Origin of the sequence: Mesorhizobium sp. M0016, assembly GCF_040324035.1 — a bacterium.
Classification (GTDB): Bacteria; Pseudomonadota; Alphaproteobacteria; order Rhizobiales; family Rhizobiaceae; genus Mesorhizobium.
In genome coordinates, this window is record NZ_JAMYVM010000001.1 from 366,302 (window position 1) to 389,169 (window position 22,868).

Below are 22,868 nucleotides of genomic sequence, written 5' to 3' on the forward strand. Positions count from 1 at the left end.
GCGCAAGCAAGTCCGCATAGTCTTGCTTTTGAAGCTGCGACCGGAGGCATGTCGTGTTGAGCACTTTTACCAGCTACCAGCTCATCGCCAGGGACATCCCCAAGGCGATCGACCGCATCGAGGCGGAGCCGATCACCAAGCGCGACACCGACTACTATCTCGCGAACATCGGCAGCGTGAAATCGATCGACGATTTCGTCAAGAACGACCGGCTGTTCAAATATGCCATGAAAGCCTTCGGTCTCGGCGACATGGCTTACGCCAAGGCCTTCATGGTCAAAGCCCTGAAGGAAGGGGTGTCGGATTCCGACAGCTTCGCCAACAAACTGAGCGACAAGCGTTATGCCGAGTTCGTGTCGGCCTTCAATTTCGCCGCACTTGGCGCTAATGCCACGAGCTACAATTCGGCACAGCAGGGCGTGACCAACAATTATGGTCTCCAGGTCTCGGTCGGCCCTTCGCAGAACGGCTTCACCTACTACAAGGGCGAAACCTCGTACTACCTGAGCAACATTTCCAACGTAAAATCGATCGACGACCTGATGGGCAACGATCGCCTGCTCACCTATGCGATGGCCGCGTTCGGCCTGGACGCCGACGCCGAGCCGGCTGCGACCGTGCGGGCCATGCTGGAAGGCGGCGTCACCGACCCGAACAGCCCCGCAAACACGTCGACAAACAAGGGCTATGCGGCTTTCGTCGCGGCTTTCGACTTTGCCCAATATGGCGACCAGGCTACGGCGCGCGACGCCGTCCAGCAGGCGGTGCCGAAGGCTGTGATCGGCGGAACCGGACTGTTGCTCGTCAAGCCGACCGCGCAATACATCAAGGGCGAGGCCGACTACTACGCAGCCAACATCTCCAAGGTGAAGTCCATCGAAGACCTGCTGAAGGACAAGCGCCTGCTGACCTTCGCCATGGCTGCCTATGGGCTTGATGCATCGACCCAGACGACGAAGCAGATCCGCACCATGGTCAATGGCGGCGTCACCGATCCGTTGAGTCCCGCCAACCTGTTGACCGACAAGAGCTACGCCAACTTCGTCAGCGCCTTTGATTTTGCCCAGTATGGCGATCAGACGATCACGCGCGACGCGGTGCTGAAGACCACGCCGAAGCTCTACACGACCGAGTCCAGTCTTGGCCTCATCAAGCCGAATGCGGACGCCGTCCAGGCCGAGACCAGCTACTACCTCGCCAACATCACCAAGGTGAAATCGGTCGACGACCTGATGGCCGACAGCCGCCTTTATAACTATGCTCTGTCCGCAAGCGGGCTCGATCCGGCGACCACCAACAAGGATCTCGTCCGTGATGTCCTTGAGGGCGGTGTCCGCGATCCCGCCAGTGTCGCCAACAAGCTCTCCAACAAGGCCTATGCCAGGCTCGCCACCTCGTTGAATTTCGAGGCCTACGGCGAAGCGGCAACGACCCGCAGCCCGTCGCAGCAGCCGGTGGTCGACAAATACATGCGCCAGACCCTGGAAGAAGACGCCGGCAAGACCAATGAGGGCGTGCGGTTGGCGCTCTATTTCGAGCGCAAGGCCTCGACCATCACCAACTGGTACGACGTGCTGGCCGACACGGCCCTGGCCAGCGTGGTACGCACCGCCATCGGCCTGCCCGATTCCTTCGCTGCCGCAGATATCGACAAGCAGGCGCAGGCCTTCGACGCAAAGCTCGACCTCACCGATTTCACCGACCCGGCCAAGCTCGAGAAATTCCTCACCCGCTTCACCAGCCTTTGGGAAATCAATCATCCGACCTCGACCGCCCAGACATCGATCGGTGTGCTGTTTGCGCAGCCGACCACCGTCGGCATCTCGACCGATCTGATGATGGCCATGCAGAAACTGAGATTCTGAGAACACCATGCAGGACAGCCTTTACGTCGCCCTTTCCTCGCAGATCGCGCTTGAGCGCCGTCTCGACACCATCGCCGATAATGTCGCCAACGCCTCGACCATCGGCTTTCGCGCCACCGGCGTGAAGTTCGAGGATGTCGTCTCCGGCAGCGGCCCCAAATCGGTGTCCTTCGCCTCCTCCGGCAAGACCTATTTGTCCGGCGCGCATGGCGCGATGACGCAGACCGGCAACCCGTTCGACTTCGCCGTCCAGGGCGATGCCTGGTTCGGCATCGACACCCCGGCCGGCACCGTGATGACGCGCGACGGACGCTTTTCGATGAACGAGAACGGCGAGTTGATGTCGCTCGAAGGCCATCCGGTGCTCGACGCCGGCGGTGCGCCGATCCAGCTCGACCCGCGCGACGGCCCACCCAAGGCGGGCGCCGACGGCTCGCTGCGCCAGGGCGACAAGCTCGTCGGCGCCATCGGCCTGTTCAATTTCGATCCCGGCCCGAATTTCGTCCGCTACGGCAATTCTGGCATCGTGCCCGCGCGTGCGCCGGAGCCGGTCACCGACCGTTCCGATCTCGGCGTCGCGCAGGGCTATGTCGAGGAATCCAACGTCAATCCGGTGCTGGAGATGACGCGCCTGATCATGGTCCAGCGCGCCTTCGAGAACACGGCGGCGCTGATGCGCCAGACCGATGCCTCGACCGACGACGCCATCAAGACGCTCGGCTCCAAGTCGTAGCAGCATGTCGAGCAGCAAATCATCGATACGCGCGCTTGAACGGCAACCGGAGACAGCACCGGAAAACCGGCTGGCTGCGCTGGAGCGGATCTGGCGCCGCTTCGATGACACCGAGACGTTGCTGCGGCGCGGCGGCCGTGTTTCGGAGGTTTCGCCAACGCATTACAAGGTGCGCGGCCTGTCTGAAGTCGCCAGGCTTGGCGACCTCGTCGAACAGCGCGGCAATGCCGGCACGCGCCGCGGCGAGATCGTCAGGATCGGCCGCGACGAAGTCGTCATCGCCCCTTTCGAACGCAGCGCCGACGCCGGCATCGGCGACGCCGTGTTTCGCCGCGGCCCGCTGACGGTAACGCCGCATGCTTCGTGGCGTGGGCGCGCCATCGACGCGCTGACCCGCGTCATCGACGGCGGCCCGCCGCTGATCAGGATCGGCGAGGCTGCGAGCGGCGACGGCACAACGCCCGGCGCCATGGCGCGGCAGCGCGTCGGCACCGCCTTCACGACCGGGGTCAAGGTCATCGACATCTTCACGCCGCTCTGCCTCGGCCAGCGCCTCGGCGTCTTTGCCGGTTCCGGCGTCGGCAAGTCGACGCTGCTCGCCATGCTGGCCGGCGCCGACGCCTTCGACACCGTGGTCGTGGCGCTGATCGGCGAGCGCGGCCGCGAGGTACGCGAATTCCTCGAAGACACGATCGGCGCAGAGAGCATGGCCAAGACGGTCGCCGTCGTCGCTACCAGCGACGAGAGCGCCATGATGCGCCGGCGCGCGCCGGATACCGCCATGCGCGTTGCCGAACATTTTCGCGACCAGGGCCATCGCGTGCTGCTGGTGCTGGATTCGATTACCCGCTTTGCCCATGCGCTGCGCGAGGTAGCGACCGGCACCGGCGAGCCGCCGGTCGCCCGCGGCTATCCCGCTTCGGTTTTCACCGACCTGCCCAAGCTGCTCGAACGCGCTGGCCCGGGCGCTGAAGGCCCCGGTATCAAAGGACAGGGATCAATCACTGCCATCATCTCGGTGCTGGTCGACGGCGACGACCACAACGACCCGGTCGCCGATTCGGTACGCGGCATTCTCGACGGCCATGTCGTGCTCGACCGCGCCATTGCCGAACAGGGCCGCTACCCCCCGGTCAATCCGCTGTCGTCGATCTCGCGCCTCGCCGACAAGGCATGGAGCCCCGAGCAACGCATGCTGGTGACCAGGCTGAAGTCGATGATCTCGCGCTTCGAGGACACGCGCGACATCCGCCTGCTCGGCGCCTATCAGGGCGGCGCCGATGCCGAGCTCGATATTGCCGTGCGCCAGGTGCCGCTGATCTACGAGGCGCTGACGCAGTCGCCCAGGGATCGCGCCTCGAGCGACGCATTCTCCGACGTCGCCCGTCATCTGAAAGGCAAGCAAAGTGTCGATGCAGGAGACTGAGCTTCAGTACACCGAGCGGCTTTTGCGCGAGATGATCGCAGAGGCCAGTGCCGCCGAGGAAGCCCGGGCCAACGAAGCGAGAGCTGTCAGGGCAAAGGCCGATCTCGACAAGGCCGCCAAGGCTGAGGCCATTCTGGCCAGGGCCGCCAGGCCATTCTTGCCCAGGGTAGCCAGCGTAGTCGAGTCCACTGTGCCTCGCTTGGCCGAGCCTGCCTTGCCCAGCGTCGTCAAGCCTGAATTGCCAAGGACCCCTCGCGCCGGCCCCAAAGAAGCGATCGAGACCAGTCGTGACTCGCTTCTCGACGGGCTGTTCCCGGTCACCGAATGGCCGCAGCCGCCAAGGCCGCAATATCCCAGGCTCGACAAGAAATCCGACCGCCGCAGCGATATCGTCTTTGCCGCGCTCGGCATCACGCTTGGCCTGATCTGCGCGCTGTTTCCCTGGTATATCTTCTTCAATCAGGACCAGTTCGGCGTGCAGGCGATCAAGTTCGGCGGCAGCGGCACCAATGCAGGGCGGGTCAGCGGCGGCTCGCAGATGGAGAACAGCGGTCAGCCGCTGACGGCAAACGATGTTCCCGATGTCGACCTGTTCGCCACCGGCACGCTGCAGGACCCCGAGGACAAGACCCAGCCTCCCGGCGTCGACGAGCAGCCCTTCCCGGCGGACGCCAAATTTCGCATGGTTCATGTCGCCAATGGCCGCGCCATGATCGAGGACGATGCCGGCCTGTGGATCGTCCAGCGCGGCTCGAAGCTGCCCGATACCAGCGTCGTCTCGTCGATCGAGCAACGGGGCGGCAAGTGGGTCATGGTCACCAGCACCGACCAGGTGATCGAACTCTCCAAATAGCGGCACACCGGATTTACCCCCGAGCCGCGCAAGGTCCGCGCAAGACTGGCAGCCTAGTCTTGTACGTACCAGCCCGGAGATCCCCATGGAGCCCGTCAATCTTTTCGATCTCGCCGCCAAGCAGTCGCAATGGCTGTCGGTGCGCCAGTCGGCCATTGCCGGCAACATCGCCAACGTCAACACGCCGGGCTACACCGCCGGCGATGTCGAGCCGTTTGAGAAGGTGCTCGACCGCACGGCAGTGTCGCTGACCGCCACCCAGGCAGGCCACCTCGGCACTGCCGCCACTAATGCCGGCTTCACGGTCAAGCCAGAAGAGACGACCGGCGCCATCATGCCCTCGAAGAACACGGTCGTGGTCGAGAACGAACTGATGAAGGCCGGCGAGGTCCGCCGCTCGTTTGAACTCAACACCGCGATCGTCAAGGCCTTCCATTCGATGATGATGATGGCGGTGAAGAGCTGACCATGGACGCCTTGACCTCAGCCCTCAAGATCGCCGCGTCCGGCCTCAGCGCCCAGTCGGACCGCTTGCGCGTCGTCTCGGAAAATCTCGCCAACGCGCAGTCGACCGGCAACACCCCGGGCGCTGACCCCTATCGCCGCAAGACCATCAGTTTCGTCTCGGAACTCGACCGTGCCTCCGGTGGCACGACAGTTGAGGTCAACTCCATCGACCGCGACCCCAGCGACTTTCCCGTCGAATTCCAGCCCGGCAACGAGGCCGCCGACGACAAGGGCTACGTCAAGATGCCCAATGTCAACGTGCTGGTCGAGATGGCCGACATGAGCGAGGCCAACCGCTCCTACGAAGCCAACCTTCAGGTCATCAAGCAGGCGCGTGATCTGATCTCCATGACCATCGACCTGATGAGGAACCAGTAATGATCAGCGGCATTGGCGGTATCGGATCGCTTCCCCTCAAGCCGGAGATCGGTGGCGCCGATACCACGACCGACCTGTTCCAGGGCACCAGGGCGCCGATGGCCGGCAGCGAAATCGGCGCCACCTTCGCCGAAGCGCTGAGCCAGGCTGCTTCAAAGACCGTCAACACCTTGCACAACGCCGAGCAGGTCTCGATCCAGGCGCTCAAGGGCGACGCCGATACCCGTCAGGTCGTCGACGCCGTCATGAGCGCCCAGCAGGCCCTGCAGACCACGATCGCCATCCGCGACAAGGTCGTCTCCGCCTATCTCGAAATCAGCCGTATGGGCATCTGAGGAGACTTGCCGTGAAAGCACTCGCCATCGCAGCGACCGGCATGAATGCCCAGCAGACCAATCTGGAAGTGATCGCCAACAACATCGCCAACATCAACACCACCGGCTACAAGCGCGCGCGCGCCGAATTCTCCGACCTGCTCTACCAGGTCGACCGCACGCAGGGCGTGCCCAACCGCTCCAATTCATCGCTGGTGCCGGAAGGCGTGTCGATTGGCCTTGGCGTCAAGACGACGGCGGTGCGCAACGTCCATACCCAGGGCGAACTGACCTCGACCGGCAACAGTTTCGACATGGCGCTGACCGGCCGAGGCTGGTTCCAGATCGAGGGCGCCGACGGCGGCACACTCTACAGCCGCGCCGGCGCCTTCAACACCAACGCCACCGGCCAGCTGGTGACCGTCGACGGCGCCAATGTCATCCCGGCCATCACCGTGCCGACCGATGCCATCGAAGTCGTGGTCAACAAGACCGGCCAGGTCTTTGCCCGCATCGACGGCCAGACCGACCTCCAGCTGCTCGGCCAGCTGCAACTCGCCAACTTCGCCAATGAAGCCGGCCTGGCGCCGCTCGGCGATAATCTGTTCCAGGAAACGCCGGCCTCGGGCCCGGCCAATGTCGGCGTGCCCGGCGATCCCGGCTTCGCCTCGGTCGAGCAGGGTTATCTCGAGGCCTCCAACGTCGATCCTGTCAAGGAAATCACCGAGCTGATCTCGGCGCAGCGCGCCTATGAGATGAACTCCAAGGTCATCCAGGCCGCCGACGACATGGCCTCCGTCGTGTCCAAGAACATCAGGTAAGGTTTGATGCTCTCTCCGGCCTCCCGCTCCGCGCTTTGCCGCACCGCGCTGATGCTCGCGCTGGTAGCCGGCGGTGTGCCGGCGTTTGCCCAGGAGAGCGCAGACCAGCAGACCAGCACCCACGTCGCGAGCAGTCAGGCAACCGGCGAGATCGTTCTGATCCCCAACCGGGTCATTTATCCCGGCGAGATGATCGACACCGGCGTGCTGAAACCGGTGACGCTGCTCCCCGGAAAGCACAGGCCGGATGCGGTCGCCACGCAGGCCATGGAACTCCAGGGCAAGGTCGCCAAGCGCACGCTGCTGCCCGGCCGCTACATCCCGGCCGCCGCCATCCGCGACGCCTGGCTGGTCGAACAGGGCGCCGCCGTGCAGGTCTATTTCATCGCCGGCGACCTCACCATTTCGGCTACGGCGGTGTCGCTGCAGCCGGGTGCCGCCGGCGATTTGATCAAGGTCCGCAACACAGACAGCGGCAAGATCTTTTCCGGCACGGTGATGGCGGACGGCACCGTCCGGGTCAGCGCGTCATGAGACGCGGAGCTGCCCTTCTGCTCGCGACCGTTGTCGGCCTGCAGCCGGCGCTGGCCGACGGTCTTACGCCGAAGCAAAAGCGCGATCTTGCCGGCCAGAATGGCGGCGCTTTTGTCGATCCCGAATACGATCCGGCCACCACCAACCGCATGTTCAGGGTCTCCAACGGCCCAAGCTCTCTGCCACCCGGCCAGGTCGCATCGCGCATCAAGGACATTGCGCAGCTGCAGGCTTCGCGCGACAACCAGCTCGTCGGCTACGGCCTCGTCATCGGCCTCGCCGGATCGGGCGACAGCCTGCGCAATTCGCCCTTCACCGAACAGTCGATCCGCGCCATGCTCGAAAATCTCGGCATCGCCACCGAAGGCGGCAGCGCGCGGGCCAAGAACGTCGCCGCCGTCATCGTCACCGCCAACATGCCGCCTTACGTGCAGTCGGGCGCCCGCATCGACATCGACGTCTCCTCGATGGGCGACGCCACATCGCTTGCCGGCGGCACGCTGATAATGACGCCACTGAAGGCGGCCGATGGCGAGATCTATGCTGTCGGGCAAGGCTCGGTCATCGTTTCCGGCTTCACTGCCCAAGGCGATGCCGAAAAGCTGACGCAGGGCGTGCCGACGGCCGGCCGCGTGCCCAACGGCGCCATCGTCGAGCGCACTGTGCGCGCCGAATTCGAGGACCAGGCGCTGCTCACCTTGCAATTGCGCAACCCCGATTTCTCCACTGCCGTCCGCATCGCCGACGCCATCAACGGCTACACCTCGCAACGCTTCGGCATGCGCGTGGCGGCGGAGCGCGATGCACGCACCGTGCAGATCAGGCGGCCGAAGAATGTTTCGGCGGCGCGCTTCTACGCCGAGATCGAGAATTTGGTGGTCGAGACAGACACGCCGGCACGCGTCGTCATAGACGAACGCACCGGCACCATCGTCATCGGCAACGAGGTCAAGATCTCGCGGGTGGCGATCAGCCACGGCACGCTCACCGTGCGGATCACCGAGCAGCCGAAGATCGTCCAGCCCGAACCGTTCTCCAAGGGCGTGACAGCGGAGGAACCGTTCACCACCATCGACGCCACGCGGCCTGACGCCCGCGTCAATGTGCTCGACGGACCGAACCTCGAAACGCTGGTGTCGGGCCTCAACCGTCTCGGCGTCAAGCCGGACGGCATCATTGCCATTTTGCAAGGCATCAAGTCGGCCGGCGCTTTGCAGGCCGATCTGGTTCTCCAATAGGCCATGCCGATGATCGATTTCTTTTCCCAAAAGCAGCACCGCCGCAGCGCAGCCTTGGCAGCTTGCGTCATCGCCGCCACCGTCCTTGCCGGCGGCACTGTCCGCGCGGAAGAAGCGGTGCGGCAGGTTCTGCCTGGCGGGCAACAGCCGGCGGCAGTGCAGCAGCTGGTCCGCGAGAAGGTGCCCGATGAAAGCGAGATCCAGCGCTTCTGCTCCAACATCGCCGACGCCGCCCGCGACCGCCGTTACGCGCTGCAGGCCGAAGAGCTGAAGCAGCTGCAGGCCGGCATCGACCTGCGCATGAAGGCGCTGGACGACAAGCGCGCCGAATACGAGCAATGGCTGAAACGGCGTGAAGTCTTCCTGGCCCGCGCCGAGGATGGCGTCGTCAAGATCTATGCCGGCATGAAACCGGATGCCGCGGCCGAGCGCCTGGCCATGGTCAACGCCGATCTCGCCGCCGCCATCCTGATGAAACTCGATTCGCGCAAGGCCGGCGTCATTCTCAACGAGATGGACCAGAAGGCAGCGGCCACACTCACCGGCATCATGGCCAGCGCGGCCCGAAGGGTAGATCCGTCATGAAGTCGCATATTCTCGCCCTGGTCGCCACGGCTTCACTTGCCGGCTGCGCCTCCGACCCCAGGGAGATCGGCAGGGAGCCGGCGCTGTCGCCGGTCGGCACCGGCATTACCGGCAGCGTCAATGCGCCCTACTCCTATCCCGAAACGCCAGCCGCGCCGGTGAAGAAATTCTCGCTGTGGGACGACCGCCAGAGCCGGCTGTTCACCGACCCGCGCGCGCTGCGCGACGGCGACATCCTGACCGTCAGGATCAAGCTCAACGACAAGGCCAACTTCAAGAACCAGAACGATCGCAGCCGCACCGCCGGGCGCAAGCTCGGCTATGACGTCAACCTCGGATGGGAAGGTGCCACCACCAGCGGCAAGGGCGACGCGGGGCTGAGCTCCACCACCGAAACCAATGCGGACGGCGAAATCAAGCGCTCGGAGAACCTCGAGCTCAACGTCGCCGCCGTCGTCACCGAAGTCCTGCCCAACGGCAATCTGATGATCCGGGGCTCACAGGAGGTGCGCGTCAATTACGAGCTCAGAGTGCTGACCATCGCCGGCATGGTGCGTCCATCCGATATCGGCGCTGAAAACACCATCTCTTATGAACGCATCGCCGAGGCGCGCATCTCCTATGGCGGCCGCGGCCGCGTCAGCGAAATCCAGCAGCCCGCTTACGGTCAGCAGATCCTCGACCAAGTCCTCCCCTTTTAGGACTGGAGAACGGCGCCGTGGCAAATGTCGAACAGGTTCAGCAAAAAAAGGGCCCGTCGCTTGTCATCCAGCTTGCGATGCTGCTGGCGGTGACGGGCGCCGCGATCGGCATGGGCTGGATGTCCGGCGGCTATCTGAAGGGCGTCGGGGGACCGGTGCCTGTGCCCGCCGCACCGGAGAACCAGTCCAATGCCGAGCAACCGAGCAAGGCGGCCGAACATGCTCCCGGCACCGGGCCGACGCTTGTCCAGCTGGCGCCGATCACCACCAATCTGGCTTCGCCTGCTGACACCTGGATAAGGCTGGAAGCGTCGGTGGTCTACGATGCGCCGCAGCCGCCGGAACTTACCGAAAGCATTCACCAGGACCTGCTTGCCATGGTCCGCACCCTGAAGATGCATCAGATCGAAGGCGCCAGCGGCTACCAGCATTTGAAAGCCGACCTCGAGGAGCGCGCCGCAATCCGCAGCGGTGGCCATGCCAAACAGGTTCTGATCAGGACATTGCTGCTCGAATGAGAAAACTCGTCCTCGCCGCCGCGATCGTCGTCGCCGCCACCTCTGTCGCCGCCGCCCAGCAGCTCGATCTCGGCGGCATCGGCAAGGCCGACGGCGCCACCGTCGGCTATATCATCCAGATGTTCGGTCTGATCACCGTGCTGTCGGTGGCGCCGGGCCTGTTGATCATGGTGACGAGCTTCACCCGCTTCGTCATCGCCTTCTCGATCCTGCGCGCCGGCATCGGCCTGCAGTCGACGCCGGCCAATCTGATCCTGATCTCGCTGTCGCTGTTCATGACCTTCTACGTCATGGCGCCGACCTTCGACCAGGCCTGGAACACCGGCGTCAAGCCGCTGATGGACAACCAGATCAGCCAGACCGAGGCGTTCGAAAAGATTTCGGACCCGTTCCGCACCTTCATGCTGCACAATGTCCGCGACAAGGACTTCGACCTGTTCGCCGATCTCGCCCGCGAACGCGGCCAGGTCGTTGCCAGGGACACCGTCGACCTGCGCATCCTGGTGCCGGCCTTCATGATCTCCGAAATCCGCCGCGGCTTCGAGATCGGCTTCCTGATCGTGCTGCCGTTCCTCGTCATCGACCTGATCGTCGCCACCATCACCATGGCCATGGGCATGATGATGCTGCCGCCGACCGTCGTTTCGCTGCCCTTCAAGATCCTGTTCTTCGTCCTCATCGACGGCTGGAACCTGCTTGTCGGCAGCCTGGTGCGCTCCTTCACCTGACCGTCCGCGCGCCGTTGGCGCCTTGCTAAAGTTTTATGCAATATATTTCCGGTTAACCGTCCCGTTTAGCCCTTTGGTAGGGACTTGCCCGCATATTGCTCGCAGATGGCGGGTGATCGGGTCTCACGATCATTGGCATGATGCCGCTCCGTCATACCGGAAAAGCCGGTATGTCAAAAACACCCTGTAAAAATCAAGGTACGAGTAGCCATGTCCAGTATCATGACGAACGCCTCGGCGCTGACCGCGCTGCAGAGCCTGAACAACACCAACAAATCCCTCGAGCAGACGCAGGCCCGCATCTCGACCGGCTACCGCGTTGCCACCGCTTCCGACAACGCCGCTTACTGGTCGATCGCGACCTCGATGAAGTCCGACAACAAGGCCAACTCGGCCGTGCAGGACGCCCTCGGCCTCGGCGCCGGCAAGGTTGACACCGCCTACACCGCCATCAACGACGTCAAGGACCAGGTCGACCTGATCAAGACCAAGCTGGTCACTGCCCGTAGCGCCTCGAAGGAAGACCAGCAGAAGATCGCGACCGAAATCAACGCCATCCAGGCGCAGATCAAGTCCTCGGTCGCCAACGCCAACTTCGCCGGCTCGAACCTGCTGCAGAACGACGCTGCCGCTGCGTCCGACCTGAAGATCGTTGCGGCTTACAACCGTACCGGCGCGACCGTCACCATCGACACCATCGACGTCAAGGCAGCCGATACGCAGGTTCTCGATGTCGCCGGCACGGGCGGCATCGTCGGCGGCCTGCTCGCCGCTGCCTTCTTCGACCCGAGCACCACGGCGGTTACCCCCGCCGCCATCGACACCGCGCTCGGCACTGTTGAAACCGCGCTTGCCAAGCTGTCCACCGGCGCTGCCTCGCTCGGCGCCGCCAAGTCGCGCATTGACACCCAGAAGAGCTTCCTGTCGAACCTGTCGGACTCGATCGACAAGGGCGTCGGCGCGCTGGTCGACGCCGACATGAACAAGGAATCGACGCGGCTGCAGGCCCTGCAGGTCCAGCAGCAGCTCGGCATCCAGGCGCTGTCGATCGCCAACGGCAACTCGCAGTCGATCCTGTCGCTCTTCCGCGGCTGATCTCTCGACATTACGACTGACACCATCCGTCGGGCCGCGCCAACAGCGCGGCCCGATTTCTTTTGCGGCTGTTGATTGTCTTGCTGAATGGCTGCCGATTTTTGCTCTTGGCCAGCGCCCTGAATGGCTTGGTTTAACAGGCCGTTAACCATATCCCGGTAGTCATGGTTAACCATTCCATGGCGGGCAGACCATACGGTCGATGGGCTTATGCCTACCCCCTTGATGAAGTTGATCCGGCGTGTTCGGGACACGCCAGTGTTTGAAAAGGGGTAAATATCTTGGCTAGCATCATGACGAACGCTTCGGCTCTGACCGCGCTGCAGAGCCTGAACAACACCAACAAGCAGCTTGAAACCACCCAGTCACGCATTTCGACCGGCTACCGCGTCGCCACCGCCAGCGACAACGCCGCCTACTGGTCGATCGCCACCACGATGAAGTCCGACAACAAGGCGCTTTCGGCCGTTCAGGACGCGCTTGGCCTCGGCGCCGGCAAGGTCGATACCGCCTACACCGCCATCACCGACATCAAGGACCAGGTCGACCTGATCAAGGCCAAGCTGGTCACTGCACGCAGCGCCAGCAAGGACGACCAGCAGAAGATCGCGACCGAAATCAAGGCCATCCAGGACCAGATCAAGTCGTCGGTCACCAACGCCTCCTATGCCGGCTCGAACCTGCTGCAGAACGACGCTGCCGCGACCTCCGACCTGAAGATCGTCGCGTCCTATAACCGCACCGGCACGACCGTCGCCATCGACACCATCGACGTCAAGGCGGCCGACACGCAGGTTCTCGATCTTCCCGGCACCGGCGGCATCGTCGGCGCTCTGCTGGCGACGACCTTCTTCGATCCCAGCACCACCCAGGTCCTCCCGGCGGCCATCGACACCGCACTCGGCGCCGTTGAAACGGCGCTTGCCAAGCTGTCCACGGGTGCCGCCTATCTCGGCGCCGCCAAGTCGCGCATCGACACCCAGAAGAGCTTCCTGTCGAACCTCTCGGACTCCATCGACAAGGGCGTCGGCGCGCTGGTCGACGCCGACATGAACAAGGAATCCACGCGGCTGCAGGCCCTCCAGGTCCAGCAGCAGCTCGGCATCCAGTCGCTGTCGATCGCCAACGGCAACTCGCAGTCGATCCTGGCGCTGTTCAAGCAGTAAGCCTGACCCGGCTTTCTCTTCCTTGAATAGGCCGCGCCAACAGCGCGGCCCTTTCCTGTATGGGTGTGTTTTGACGCATGTCGTTGACCCGGAACCGCTGCACACTTCCGGGCGACATGCTCTATCATCTTCGCACAAGCTTCGCGGTCTAGTGTTCCCACGGAATATCATGCTGGGAGCGCTTGAATCGTGCCGCAACAGATCCAGAGCATCATCTCGAATCTCAGGGCATTTGGCGTCAGGCGCCTTGCCATGCTGGCCGGCATTGCCGCATTGGTGATGGCCGTCATCGGCATCGGCTCGGTCTATCTCAACCGCCCGGCCTATGAGACGCTCTATGTCGGGCTCGATCGCTCCGACGTGAACCAGATCGGCCTGGTGCTCGGCGAAGCCGGCATCGGCTTCGACGTCGGCTCCGACGGCACCTCCGTGCTGGTGCCGGCCGGCACCACCGCGCAGGCGCGCATGCTGCTCGCCGAAAAGGGCCTGCCGACCAGCGCCAATGCCGGCTACGAACTGTTCGACAATGTCGGTTCTCTTGGCCTGACCTCCTTCATGCAGCAGATCACCCGCGTGCGCGCGCTGGAAGGCGAGATCGCCCGCACCATCCAGTCGATATCCGGCATCAAGGCCGCCCGCGTTCACATCGTCATGTCCGAGCGCGCCAATTTCCGCCGCGACGAACAGCAACCCTCCGCCTCGGTGGTCATCCGCTATTCCGGCATCGACGCCGAAAAGAGCGCCATGTCGATCCGCCATCTCGTCGCCGCCGCCGTGCCGGGCCTGTCGGCCGACAAGGTTACCGTGCTCGATTCCAACGGCAACCTTCTCGCCGCCGGCGACGATCCCTCCAACACAAGTGCTGCCCGCACGCTCGGCGTCGAGCAGACCGTCGAGGCGCAGATCGGCGACAACATCCGCCGCGCGCTGACGCCTTATCTCGGCCCCGACAATTTCCGCGCCAGCGTCAAGGCCGATGTCAACACCGACACCCGCCAGACCGAAGAGACGATCTTCGATCCGGAGTCACGCGTGGAGCGTTCCGTGCAGTCGGTGCGCGCCAACGAAAACAGCAATCAGAGGCAGGCCTCGACCCCGGCCACCGTCGAGCAGAACCTGCCCGAGACCCAGGCGACCAGCACCGATGGTCCGCAGACGTCATCGGAGAATGATCGCAAGGAGGAGATCACCAATTACGAGATCAACTCCAAGAAGATCGCCACAGTCTCGAACGGCTATTCCGTCACCAAGATGTCGATCGCCGTCGTCGTCAATCAGCAGCGGCTGATGACCATCCTCGGCAAGGACGCAACGCCCGAGCAGATCGCCAAGCGCGTTGCCGACATCCAGAAGATGGTGGCTTCGGCCACCGGCTTCGACGACAAGCGCGGCGACATCATCGATGTCTCGGCCGTCGAGTTCATCGACGGGCTCGACGGCGAGGCGGTCGAACAGCCGGGCATAATGGCGTCGATCGGAACCCATGCCGGTACGATGATCAACGCCGGCGCTTTCATCGTCGTGGTGTTCCTGGTCGCCTTCTTCGGCCTGAGGCCGATGGCCACCGCGCTGAGCGCGCGGCCGACGCCGGCACTTGCCGGTCCGAGCTTCGACGACGTCCAGCGTTCACTGCCGACACCCGAAGCCGCCAGCGCCGAACAGGCGCCGGCTGCCTTGCCCGGCAGCCGCCCAGGCCCGACTCCACTCGACGATCTTCGTCAGAAGATCAGGCCGGCGCCGCAGGAGCGGCTTGCCCGCATGGTCGACATCAATGAGGAGCGCACCGCGCAGATCCTGCGCAAATGGGCGGCCCAGGAAGCAGCGGTATAGACCATGGCCTCGGCAGCGCTTTTCGACCTTTTGCCGGATTTCGGCGCACGCAGCCAGCGTGCCGGCCAGCCCTCGCTCGCCGCCATGGCCGAGCCAAGGCCGGAGACGTCGGCGCCGCAGGCCGACATCGGCGCGCTGATCGCCGAAGCGGTCATCGATGCCGAAGCCGCCCTTGAAGCCCGCCTTGCCATCGCCCACCAGGCAGCGCTCGAGGCGCAGAGACAGGCCAACGCCGATGAAGCAAAGGCCTTTCTAGAAAGTTTCGGCGGCGATCTCGGCGCGGTCGTCACTGCCCGTATCGAGATCATGGAGGCCAAGGTCAGCGACCTCGTCGGCGCCACCATTGCGCGCATCATTGGCGGCCTTGTCAGCGACGATCTGCAGAAGCGTTCGCTGGAAACCCTTGCCGGCACGATCCGCGAAGCCGTCGGCGACAGCGAGGCGGTGCGCATCGCCGTGCGCGGACCGCTGTCATTGTTCGAGACGCTGAAGGCTTCGCTCGGCCCACGCGCGGCCAATCTCGATTTCGTCGAGGCGCCCGGCTTCGACCTTACCGTCGCCATTGACGAGGCGGTGTTCGAAACCCGCATTGCCGAATGGTCGGCCGCCTTGTCGGAGGCCCTGTCATGAGCGAGGGCCCTCTTACGAACGAGTGGACGTCATGAGCGTTGTCGAGGCCGCAGACGCCAGGCATGAGATCATCATCGTGCGGCGCAACCACGACGACCACGACGACGCCCACCATGGCGGCGTCTGGAAGATCGCCTTTGCCGATTTCATGACTGCCATGATGTGCTTCTTCCTCGTCATGTGGCTGATCAACGCCGCCAACGAGCAGACCAAGGCAGCCGTCGCCAGCTACTTCAATCCGGTCAAGCTGGTCGATCGCAACGCCAGCCGCAAGGGCCTCGAAGACCTCGGCGATGGCCCGAGCAAGGTCGGGCTGACGGCGGACGACCCGCGGGACAAGACCAGCAAGGCCGGACAGGACGGCGTCGGCGGCGCCGGTACTTCCGACAAGAAGCAATCGAAGGAATCGGCGCCAAAGACGGATCTTTCCGACGAGCATCTGTTTGCCGATCCCTATGCGGTGCTGTCGGAAATCGCCACCGACACCGGCGTCATGCAAAATGTCAGCGAGAAGGGCGATGGCGGCGCGCAGGCGTCCGGCCCGGCTACCGGCGCATCCGGCGGCCAATCCTACCGCGACCCGTTCGCGCCGGATTTCTGGTCGCAGCAGGTGGCTGCACCAGGCGCCGAAGCCACCGCCGAACGCACCAAGATCGAAGGCGATCCCCTGAAGCCGGGTGACAAGGCGGCACAGACGCAAGTGGCGGAGGTGAAGGCCGTGCCGGCCGCGCCGCCAGTGGCCGCGGCGCCGCTCGAGCCGCTGGCGAAATCCGTTTCCGATAAGCCGCTGACCAAGGCTGAAGCCAAAGCAGAGGCCAAGGCTGAAGCAGCGAAGGCCGAAATTGCAAAGGCCGAAGCCGCCGAAGCACAACCCGCACCCAAACCCGAAGCCGCGGAAAAAGCGCCGACGGCCGCCACTGTTAGAGCCGCGGCGCAGGTCAAGCAGGAACTGGCCGAGGCCTTCAAGCCAGGCGACAAATTGCATAATGGCGTCTCCGTCGAAGCCACCGACAAGGGTGTCGTCATTTCGATCACGGACCAGTTCGATTTCGGCATGTTCGAGATCGGATCGGCGGTGCCTAGGCGTGAACTGGTGCTGGCGATGGAAAAGATCGGCCGCATCGTCAACGAGCAGAAAGGCACGATCAGCATCAACGGCCACACCGACGCGCGGCCGTTCCGCAGCGACACTTACGACAATTGGCGGCTGTCCACGGCGCGCGCCCATTCCGCCTATTACATGCTGGTGCGCGGCGGCGTCGACGAGCGCCGCATCACCGAGGTCGCCGGCTTCGCCGATCGCGAGCCGAAAATTGCAGCCGACCCGATGGCGGCCGCGAACCGCCGCATCGAAATCCTGATGGCGACCGACGGATGAGGCGCGCCGCCATCATCGGCCGCGCCGTCGGGCTGCTGCTGCTGAGCGCTGTCCATCCGCCATCGGCCTTCGCCGAGGACGGCTTGCAGCCCTATCAGCTGGTGCGCTCGCTGCAGCTTGTGCAGGACCGCATCGCCGCCGGCGATCACGCCGCGCTGCCGATGCAGGCCAAGCTGCTCGAAATGGCCGACACAAGGCTGCGCGCGGCGGACGCAGATGATTTCAGCGACCCGAAGAATTTTCGCGCCTTGCTGGTCTATGGCATGAGTGGCGGCAACCCCGTCACCGTCGAGGCGGCGGTGTCGCGCGCCAAGACCGACCCGCAAAGCCTGACCATCGCCAAGGGCATTGTCGATTATCTGAACGGCCGGCAGGCGGCTGCGATCGAGGCGCTGAAGCCGATCGATCCGATGACCCTGCCCCCCGATGTCGGTGCCTTTCTGGCGCTGGTCAAGGGCTCGCTTCTCGCCACCGAGCAACCGGTCAGCGCGCTTGCGCTGCTCGACGATGCTCGCCTGCTCAGCCCCGGCACGCTGGTCGAGGAAGCAGCACTGCGCCGCTCGGTCGGCATCGCCGCCGCGCAAGGCGACGGTGCGCGTTTCGCGCTTGCCTCAACCCAATACGTCGAAGACTACCTCTATTCGCCCTATGCCAGCCAGTTCGCCGACGCCTTCGTCTCCGGCGTCATCACGCTGCACATGGCGATCAGCCAGGACAAGCTCGCCGACATCACCGCAATGATGGATCCAGAACGCGAGAAGGTGATCTATCTGCGCATCGCCCGCCGCGCCGCGATCGACGGCTTTGCCGATCTCTCCGCCTTTGCCTCGGCCAGGGCTGAACGGGGCCGCGACGGCATCCACAATCAGGACGATCCGCGCGCCCAGCTCTATTCCAGCCTGTCCACGGTAACGTCCGGCACCATCGGCGAGGTCCGCGCCAAGCTGGACAAGATCGATCGCAACCAGCTTTCGCAAAGCGACCGCGACCTGCTCGATGCCGCGCAGGCCGTGGCGGGTGAAGTCATCGCCCCGCCGGCGCCGCTGCCTGCCGAAAAGCCCGCACCTGCCGCGGCCAGGCAGGAGCCGGTCAAGACCGCGGCCGTGGAAAGACCCGACGAGCCAGAGCTGCCGCCGGTCGAAGGCGCGATGCCGGAACAGCCAGCCGCCACAACGTCGAGTGAACAGCCCGCAACCGACCGACTGAAGGCGGCAAGTGAACCGGCCGCGCAGGCACCAAGCACGCCAGAGGCAAAGGCGGCGGAAACGCCTGCAGTCGCCCCGGCCAGCGATGCGGCTCCGGTCGTGCCGGCATCGGTGCCGGCCCCCGCCGCAGTAGAGCCTACCGATCTCACCGACGCCGCCATGGCGAGGACGCGTCGCCAGCTCGATTTGATCGACCAGATGCTTGGAGCAGCCCCGAAATGACCACCAATGTTGGCCAGGCCCTGCCGGCTCCCGCGCACGCCGGATCGAAGCAGTCGGCCTCAAACGCCAAGGGCGGCGACAAAAGCTTCGGCGACATGGTGCGCGGCGACGACGATGCGCCGACACCGATAGGCCAGGGAGCAATTGAGGCCGCGTCGCACGAGCTGCGTTGGGCCAAACGCAGCCCTGCCGGTCCCGGCAAAAGCGAAATCCCACACACCCAGTCTGGCAAAACGGGGACGAAATCCGCTGCCGGCAAGGCCGCAAAAGAACACGCCGATAGTGGCCCGGACAAAGCATCCAAGGACGCTGAGGTGGCCGGACGAGACGCGGATGCAGGATCGCTGCAGGATCATTTGCCACTGGTGCTGGCGCTGCACGATATCAGGCATTTCTCAACGGTCCGGACAAGCGGGAACGGCACCGCGACGAATGGACAGACTGGGCAACCGGCGCCCGCTGGCGAGGCCATTTCTGCACAGACGTCGCCTCTGAAGAGACACCGCGCAGCGTCCGGCATTGACAACAGACTCGACACGACGACGCGATCGGAACGGGCCAAGCCCGGTACCAGCGTTTCCGCACAGGATCAGGGGCAAAAGCTGCCCGCGATCGGGCTCCAGTCCGGCAAACTGCCGCATCAGGATCGTCCGACGCCTCCTCTACCGGCGGACCAGACGGCAAGCGACGTTTCGGCACCCGAGGCAAAACGGTCCGCGCCGTCGGCGAAGGCCGTCGATGGAGCCCATTCCGCGGCATCGTCCACACCGGGGAAACAGGCGCTATCCGCTGCGCGCGTCGACATTGTCGCCGAGCAGAGTTTCCCGGCCCCGGCGCAAAGCCCGATGAACCAGACGACTTCGGCGCTTCTCGACGCGCTGGCTTCGGACAACGGCCTGCGGCAAGCGGTTTCGACGCCGTCGACGACCGCCCAGACGGCCGGTTCTGTTGCCGTTCCGACACATATATTGAAGATCGAGCTTCACCCGGCAGAGCTCGGCATGGTCACCGCCAGTCTGAGGCTTTCCGGAGAACAACTTTCGATAGAATTGAAGCCCGAAACCCATGAGGCTTACCGCCGTCTCGCCACCGACAGCGACGCCATCGTGAAGTCGTTGCGCGGGCTCGGCTTCGATGTCGACAAGGTCACCATCCTGCAACCCTCGATAGCGATCCACGCAGCGGCCCGCAGCGATGCAGCGAACTCGCAGCCAATGCCGCAAGGCCGCGACCAGTCCGCTTTTCAGCCCGGAAACTCGAGCGGCAACAATACGGGTTCGGGCGGCCACCAGTCGGGAAGAAACCGCAATGACGATGCCCAGGAATTCGGCCGCGCTGGCGCGCCTGCTCGCGAGCGTGCTGGCGACGATATGTTTATCTAGCCTCGCCACCAAGCCGGCCACCGCCGCCACCAACCCTTGCGAGCCCGAGATTTTGCGTGCCGCCGATCGCTATGGCGTGCCGGCCGGCATCCTCTATGCGGTCGGACTGACCGAGACCGGCAAGAAGGGTAGCTTGCAACCTAACGCATTGAATATAGAGGGAAAAGCGGTATTTCCAAGGAGCCGCACCGAGGCCCTGGCCGCCTTCGAAGCAGCCCGACGCGAGGGCAAGACGCTGATCGACCTCGGCTGCATGCAGATCAACCATCACTATCACGCCGCGCATTTCCGCAGCGTCGACGACATGCTCGACCCGCGCCAGAATGTCGACTATGCCGCGCGCTTCCTGGCCAGCCTGCATGCGCGTCATGTCAGCTGGTCGATGGCCGTCGCCCGCTACCACGCCGGCCCCGACAATGACCCCGCGCAGAAATTCTATGTCTGCCGCGTCATCGCCAATATGGTCGCCACCGGCTTCGGCAAATGGACCCCGAACGCCCGCAACTTTTGCAACCCTTAGGTGAATCATCTCTTGCGAACGGCTGCAGATCCACGCCCGGCGGGTGACGTGCCACGTCACCCGTTCGGCAACCAACGATACAACCTCCTGATTGCGGTTATTTCGAAACTCGAAATAACTCCCAAGAAAATAGCTACAAGAAATGATGGTTGTTCAGGATTCCCGGCACCGGTTACGGCTCTTCCCACGGGGCAGATGATCTGATTCGGGGGCGGGGCCGATGATTGTAATCGTTGACGAGCGAGAGCTCGTAACTGAAGGCTACAATTCACTTTTCGATCGTGAGGGCGTTGCCTGTGCAGGCTTCGCGTCCGGTGAATTCGGCGAGTGGGTGACATCGGCCGCCGACACGGATTTGCGATCGGTCCGAGCCTTCCTCATTGGCGACTGCCGCGAAGGCGCCATCTCGCCACGCCAGATCCGCGACCGCACCGGCGCTCCGGTCATTGCGCTGAGCGAACAGCACTCGCTCGAGAATACGCTGCGGCTGTTCGAGAGCGGTGTCGACGACGTCATCCGCAAGCCGGTCCATATTCGGGAGATCCTGGCCCGCATCACCGCCATCCGCCGCCGCGCCCATGAGGACGTCAGCTACACCGAGATCGGCGCCATGCGCATCTTCATGGATGGCCGCGATCCCGAGATCGATGGCCAGCCGCTGCCTCTGCCGCGTCGCGAACGCCGCATCCTCGAATATCTGGCGAGCAACCGCGGACGCCGGGTCACCAAGACCCAGGTCTTCAACGCCATCTACGGCATCTTCGACGAAGAGGTCGAGGAGAACGTGGTCGAGAGCCACATCTCCAAATTGCGCAAGAAGCTGCGCGAAAAGCTCGGCCAGGACCCGATAGATTCCAAGCGCTTCCTTGGCTACCGGCTGGTGTTCTGATGGCGGTCTGCGCCAGCCTCGCGCAAGACAGAAATTATATCCTCGCGACCACAGATGGGCCCAACGATGTTGGGCATTGAGGAGACGTTCGATGAGCCTTTACGGAATGATGCGGACCGGCGTTTCCGGCATGAACGCGCAGGCCAACCGCCTTTCGGCGACAGCCGACAACATCGCCAATTCCGACACCACCGGCTACAAGCGATCCTCGGCCGAGTTTTCGACGCTGATCATGCCGCAGGTCGGCGGCGCCTATAATTCCGGCGGCGTCAACACCACCATCCGCTCGGCCATCAGCGCCCAGGGCGTGCTGCAGTACACGACCTCGGTTTCCGACCTTGCGGTCAACGGCAACGGTTTCTTCGTCGTCCAGGACCCCAGCGGAACGCCTTTCCTCACCCGCGCCGGCGCATTCGTTCCCGACGCTCAGGGCAGGCTGGTCAACGCCGCCGGCTACCAGTTGATGGCATACAGCTACGCCAACGGCACGCCGGCAGCCACCGCCAACGGCTTCGAAGGGCTGGTTCCGGTCCAGATCTCCGACCAGGAAATGACGGCGACGCCCAGCACCACAGGCAATTTCAACGCCAATCTGCCGGCTGGCGCCACGCCGCCCGCCGGTCCGCTGCCTTCCACCAACAGCCCGACCGCCGAATACACGTCGAAGTCCTCGATGGTCACCTACGACAATCTCGGCAACAAGAAGCTGCTCGACGTCTATTTCACCAACACCGGCACCGGCGCCTGGTCGGTCTCTGTGTTCGACCAGTCCCAGGCGACGCCGGGCACATCCTTCCCCTATACGGGCGGCGCGCTGGCCACGGCCAACCTGACCTTCGACACCACCACCGGCAAGCTAACCGGCGCGGTCGACAGCATAACGATCCCCGTACCGGGCGGTGCGTCGCTCGACCTCGATTTGTCCAAGCTGACTCAGCTCGGCACCGGCTTCACAGTCTCCGAAGCCAAGGTCAACGGCAACGCGCCCAGCACGATCGAAAAGATCCAGATCGGCGAGGACGGAGTCATTTACGCCCAGTATCAGGACGGCTCGACCAAGCCGCTGTTCAAGATCCCACTGGCCGACGTCCAGAGCGCCGACAACCTCACCGCACTGCCTGGCAATGTCTATGCGCAGTCCACCGACTCCGGCACCGTGCGCATCGGCTTCGCCAATGAAGGCAAGCTCGGCAGCATCATCTCCGGCGCGTTGGAAAATTCCAACGTCGATATCGCCGAGGAATTGACCAACATGATCGCGGCGCAGCGCAGCTACACCGCTAACTCGAAAGTGTTCCAGACCGGTTCCGACCTCATGGATGTCCTTGTCAACCTGAAGAGATAAACGAC

24 protein-coding genes are annotated in these 22,868 nt (G+C 64.0%); all 24 read left to right on the forward strand.

The window, feature by feature from the left end; genetic code table 11:
• Positions 1-53 precede the first annotated feature (53 nt).
• The 24 genes from NKJ88_RS01755 to NKJ88_RS01870 all read left to right on the forward strand — a co-directional run bounded on the left by NKJ88_RS01755 (position 54) and on the right by NKJ88_RS01870 (position 22,863).
• Positions 54-1,865, forward strand: coding sequence for a DUF1217 domain-containing protein (locus NKJ88_RS01755; protein ID WP_023686338.1), 1,812 nt, complete (start codon positions 54-56; stop codon positions 1,863-1,865).
• 7 nt (positions 1,866-1,872) lie between these two features.
• Positions 1,873-2,598: a flagellar basal-body rod protein FlgF gene (gene flgF, locus NKJ88_RS01760; RefSeq protein ID WP_023671749.1), complete on the forward strand. Its 726-nt coding sequence runs from the start codon at positions 1,873-1,875 to the stop codon at positions 2,596-2,598.
• A 4-nt stretch (positions 2,599-2,602) separates the two neighbouring features.
• The gene (gene fliI, locus NKJ88_RS01765) at positions 2,603-4,024 is read left to right on the forward strand and encodes a flagellar protein export ATPase FliI (RefSeq protein WP_352443466.1); all 1,422 of its coding nucleotides are present in this window, start codon (positions 2,603-2,605) and stop codon (positions 4,022-4,024) included.
• Positions 4,011-4,877 carry a hypothetical protein gene (locus tag NKJ88_RS01770; protein WP_023673646.1) on the forward strand — a complete coding sequence of 289 codons (867 nt, stop codon included), beginning with the start codon at positions 4,011-4,013 and terminating at the stop codon, positions 4,875-4,877. Before fliI ends, NKJ88_RS01770 begins: the two co-directional genes overlap by 14 nt.
• A gap of 85 nt (positions 4,878-4,962) precedes the next feature.
• Positions 4,963-5,343, forward strand: coding sequence for a flagellar basal body rod protein FlgB (gene flgB / locus NKJ88_RS01775; RefSeq protein ID WP_023683310.1), 381 nt, complete (start codon positions 4,963-4,965; stop codon positions 5,341-5,343).
• Between the two features lie 2 nt (positions 5,344-5,345).
• Positions 5,346-5,762: a flagellar basal body rod protein FlgC gene (gene flgC / locus NKJ88_RS01780; RefSeq protein ID WP_023686341.1), complete on the forward strand. Its 417-nt coding sequence runs from the start codon at positions 5,346-5,348 to the stop codon at positions 5,760-5,762.
• The gene (fliE, locus tag NKJ88_RS01785) at positions 5,762-6,097 is read left to right on the forward strand and encodes a flagellar hook-basal body complex protein FliE (RefSeq protein WP_023686342.1); all 336 of its coding nucleotides are present in this window, start codon (positions 5,762-5,764) and stop codon (positions 6,095-6,097) included. The genes flgC and fliE overlap by 1 nt, the downstream gene beginning before the upstream one ends.
• Before the next feature lie 11 nt (positions 6,098-6,108).
• Positions 6,109-6,897 (forward strand): flagellar basal-body rod protein FlgG, encoded by a 789-nt coding sequence (flgG, locus tag NKJ88_RS01790; protein WP_023686343.1) that lies wholly within the window; start codon positions 6,109-6,111, stop codon positions 6,895-6,897.
• A 6-nt stretch (positions 6,898-6,903) separates the two neighbouring features.
• The gene (flgA, locus tag NKJ88_RS01795; protein WP_023686344.1) at positions 6,904-7,431 is read left to right on the forward strand and encodes a flagellar basal body P-ring formation chaperone FlgA; all 528 of its coding nucleotides are present in this window, start codon (positions 6,904-6,906) and stop codon (positions 7,429-7,431) included.
• Positions 7,428-8,669: a flagellar basal body P-ring protein FlgI gene (locus tag NKJ88_RS01800; RefSeq protein WP_023683306.1), complete on the forward strand. Its 1,242-nt coding sequence runs from the start codon at positions 7,428-7,430 to the stop codon at positions 8,667-8,669. The genes flgA and NKJ88_RS01800 overlap by 4 nt, the downstream gene beginning before the upstream one ends.
• A gap of 3 nt (positions 8,670-8,672) precedes the next feature.
• On the forward strand, positions 8,673-9,254 hold the full coding sequence (locus NKJ88_RS01805) for a MotE family protein (RefSeq protein ID WP_027049841.1): 582 nt from the start codon (positions 8,673-8,675) through the stop codon (positions 9,252-9,254).
• On the forward strand, positions 9,251-9,955 hold the full coding sequence (flgH, locus tag NKJ88_RS01810; protein WP_023691727.1) for a flagellar basal body L-ring protein FlgH: 705 nt from the start codon (positions 9,251-9,253) through the stop codon (positions 9,953-9,955). Before NKJ88_RS01805 ends, flgH begins: the two co-directional genes overlap by 4 nt.
• 17 nt (positions 9,956-9,972) lie before the next feature.
• On the forward strand, positions 9,973-10,473 hold the full coding sequence (locus NKJ88_RS01815) for a flagellar basal body-associated FliL family protein (RefSeq protein ID WP_023673655.1): 501 nt from the start codon (positions 9,973-9,975) through the stop codon (positions 10,471-10,473).
• The gene (gene fliP, locus NKJ88_RS01820; protein ID WP_023686348.1) at positions 10,470-11,201 is read left to right on the forward strand and encodes a flagellar type III secretion system pore protein FliP; all 732 of its coding nucleotides are present in this window, start codon (positions 10,470-10,472) and stop codon (positions 11,199-11,201) included. Before NKJ88_RS01815 ends, fliP begins: the two co-directional genes overlap by 4 nt.
• 210 nt (positions 11,202-11,411) lie before the next feature.
• Positions 11,412-12,296 (forward strand): flagellin N-terminal helical domain-containing protein, encoded by an 885-nt coding sequence (locus NKJ88_RS01825; protein WP_023683303.1) that lies wholly within the window; start codon positions 11,412-11,414, stop codon positions 12,294-12,296.
• 281 nt (positions 12,297-12,577) lie between these two features.
• Positions 12,578-13,462, forward strand: a complete 885-nt coding sequence (locus NKJ88_RS01830; protein WP_023683302.1) for a flagellin N-terminal helical domain-containing protein — start codon at positions 12,578-12,580, stop codon at positions 13,460-13,462.
• A 189-nt stretch (positions 13,463-13,651) separates the two neighbouring features.
• Entirely contained in the window at positions 13,652-15,292 is a 1,641-nt protein-coding gene (gene fliF / locus NKJ88_RS01835; protein WP_023686350.1) for a flagellar basal-body MS-ring/collar protein FliF, read from the forward strand.
• A gap of 3 nt (positions 15,293-15,295) precedes the next feature.
• Positions 15,296-15,922: a hypothetical protein gene (locus NKJ88_RS01840; protein ID WP_023686351.1), complete on the forward strand. Its 627-nt coding sequence runs from the start codon at positions 15,296-15,298 to the stop codon at positions 15,920-15,922.
• A 31-nt stretch (positions 15,923-15,953) separates the two neighbouring features.
• The gene (locus NKJ88_RS01845; protein WP_023686352.1) at positions 15,954-17,300 is read left to right on the forward strand and encodes a MotB family protein; all 1,347 of its coding nucleotides are present in this window, start codon (positions 15,954-15,956) and stop codon (positions 17,298-17,300) included.
• On the forward strand, positions 17,297-18,727 hold the full coding sequence (locus tag NKJ88_RS01850; protein WP_352443467.1) for a MotC family chemotaxis protein: 1,431 nt from the start codon (positions 17,297-17,299) through the stop codon (positions 18,725-18,727). The genes NKJ88_RS01845 and NKJ88_RS01850 overlap by 4 nt, the downstream gene beginning before the upstream one ends.
• Positions 18,724-20,109, forward strand: a complete 1,386-nt coding sequence (fliK, locus tag NKJ88_RS01855) for a flagellar hook-length control protein FliK (protein ID WP_352443468.1) — start codon at positions 18,724-18,726, stop codon at positions 20,107-20,109. Before NKJ88_RS01850 ends, fliK begins: the two co-directional genes overlap by 4 nt.
• Positions 20,042-20,629, forward strand: a complete 588-nt coding sequence (locus tag NKJ88_RS01860) for a transglycosylase SLT domain-containing protein (RefSeq protein ID WP_502904721.1) — start codon at positions 20,042-20,044, stop codon at positions 20,627-20,629. Before fliK ends, NKJ88_RS01860 begins: the two co-directional genes overlap by 68 nt.
• Before the next feature lie 220 nt (positions 20,630-20,849).
• Positions 20,850-21,518, forward strand: a complete 669-nt coding sequence (locus NKJ88_RS01865; protein WP_023683295.1) for a response regulator transcription factor — start codon at positions 20,850-20,852, stop codon at positions 21,516-21,518.
• A 91-nt stretch (positions 21,519-21,609) separates the two neighbouring features.
• Complete coding sequence (locus NKJ88_RS01870) at positions 21,610-22,863, forward strand: flagellar hook protein FlgE (protein ID WP_023671890.1); 1,254 nt, start codon at positions 21,610-21,612, stop codon at positions 22,861-22,863.
• Positions 22,864-22,868 lie beyond the last annotated feature (5 nt).

Excerpts from the sequence above, each read along its gene's own strand:
- flgF (WP_023671749.1), top strand. The coding sequence starts at position 1,873 with ATGCAGGACAGCCTTTACGTCGCCCTTTCCTCGCAGATCGCGCTTGAG.
- fliI (WP_352443466.1), top strand. The coding sequence starts at position 2,603 with ATGTCGAGCAGCAAATCATCGATACGCGCGCTTGAACGGCAACCGGAG.
- NKJ88_RS01770 (WP_023673646.1), top strand. The coding sequence starts at position 4,011 with ATGCAGGAGACTGAGCTTCAGTACACCGAGCGGCTTTTGCGCGAGATG.
- flgB (WP_023683310.1), top strand. The coding sequence starts at position 4,963 with ATGGAGCCCGTCAATCTTTTCGATCTCGCCGCCAAGCAGTCGCAATGG.
- flgC (WP_023686341.1), top strand. The coding sequence starts at position 5,346 with ATGGACGCCTTGACCTCAGCCCTCAAGATCGCCGCGTCCGGCCTCAGC.
- fliE (WP_023686342.1), top strand. The coding sequence starts at position 5,762 with ATGATCAGCGGCATTGGCGGTATCGGATCGCTTCCCCTCAAGCCGGAG.
- flgA (WP_023686344.1), top strand. The coding sequence starts at position 6,904 with ATGCTCTCTCCGGCCTCCCGCTCCGCGCTTTGCCGCACCGCGCTGATG.
- NKJ88_RS01800 (WP_023683306.1), top strand. The coding sequence starts at position 7,428 with ATGAGACGCGGAGCTGCCCTTCTGCTCGCGACCGTTGTCGGCCTGCAG.
- NKJ88_RS01805 (WP_027049841.1), top strand. The coding sequence starts at position 8,673 with ATGCCGATGATCGATTTCTTTTCCCAAAAGCAGCACCGCCGCAGCGCA.
- flgH (WP_023691727.1), top strand. The coding sequence starts at position 9,251 with ATGAAGTCGCATATTCTCGCCCTGGTCGCCACGGCTTCACTTGCCGGC.
- fliP (WP_023686348.1), top strand. The coding sequence starts at position 10,470 with ATGAGAAAACTCGTCCTCGCCGCCGCGATCGTCGTCGCCGCCACCTCT.
- NKJ88_RS01825 (WP_023683303.1), top strand. The coding sequence starts at position 11,412 with ATGTCCAGTATCATGACGAACGCCTCGGCGCTGACCGCGCTGCAGAGC.
- NKJ88_RS01840 (WP_023686351.1), top strand. The coding sequence starts at position 15,296 with ATGGCCTCGGCAGCGCTTTTCGACCTTTTGCCGGATTTCGGCGCACGC.
- NKJ88_RS01845 (WP_023686352.1), top strand. The coding sequence starts at position 15,954 with ATGAGCGTTGTCGAGGCCGCAGACGCCAGGCATGAGATCATCATCGTG.
- NKJ88_RS01850 (WP_352443467.1), top strand. The coding sequence starts at position 17,297 with ATGAGGCGCGCCGCCATCATCGGCCGCGCCGTCGGGCTGCTGCTGCTG.
- fliK (WP_352443468.1), top strand. The coding sequence starts at position 18,724 with ATGACCACCAATGTTGGCCAGGCCCTGCCGGCTCCCGCGCACGCCGGA.
- NKJ88_RS01860 (WP_502904721.1), top strand. The coding sequence starts at position 20,042 with ATGCCCAGGAATTCGGCCGCGCTGGCGCGCCTGCTCGCGAGCGTGCTG.
- NKJ88_RS01865 (WP_023683295.1), top strand. The coding sequence starts at position 20,850 with ATGATTGTAATCGTTGACGAGCGAGAGCTCGTAACTGAAGGCTACAAT.
- NKJ88_RS01870 (WP_023671890.1), top strand. The coding sequence starts at position 21,610 with ATGAGCCTTTACGGAATGATGCGGACCGGCGTTTCCGGCATGAACGCG.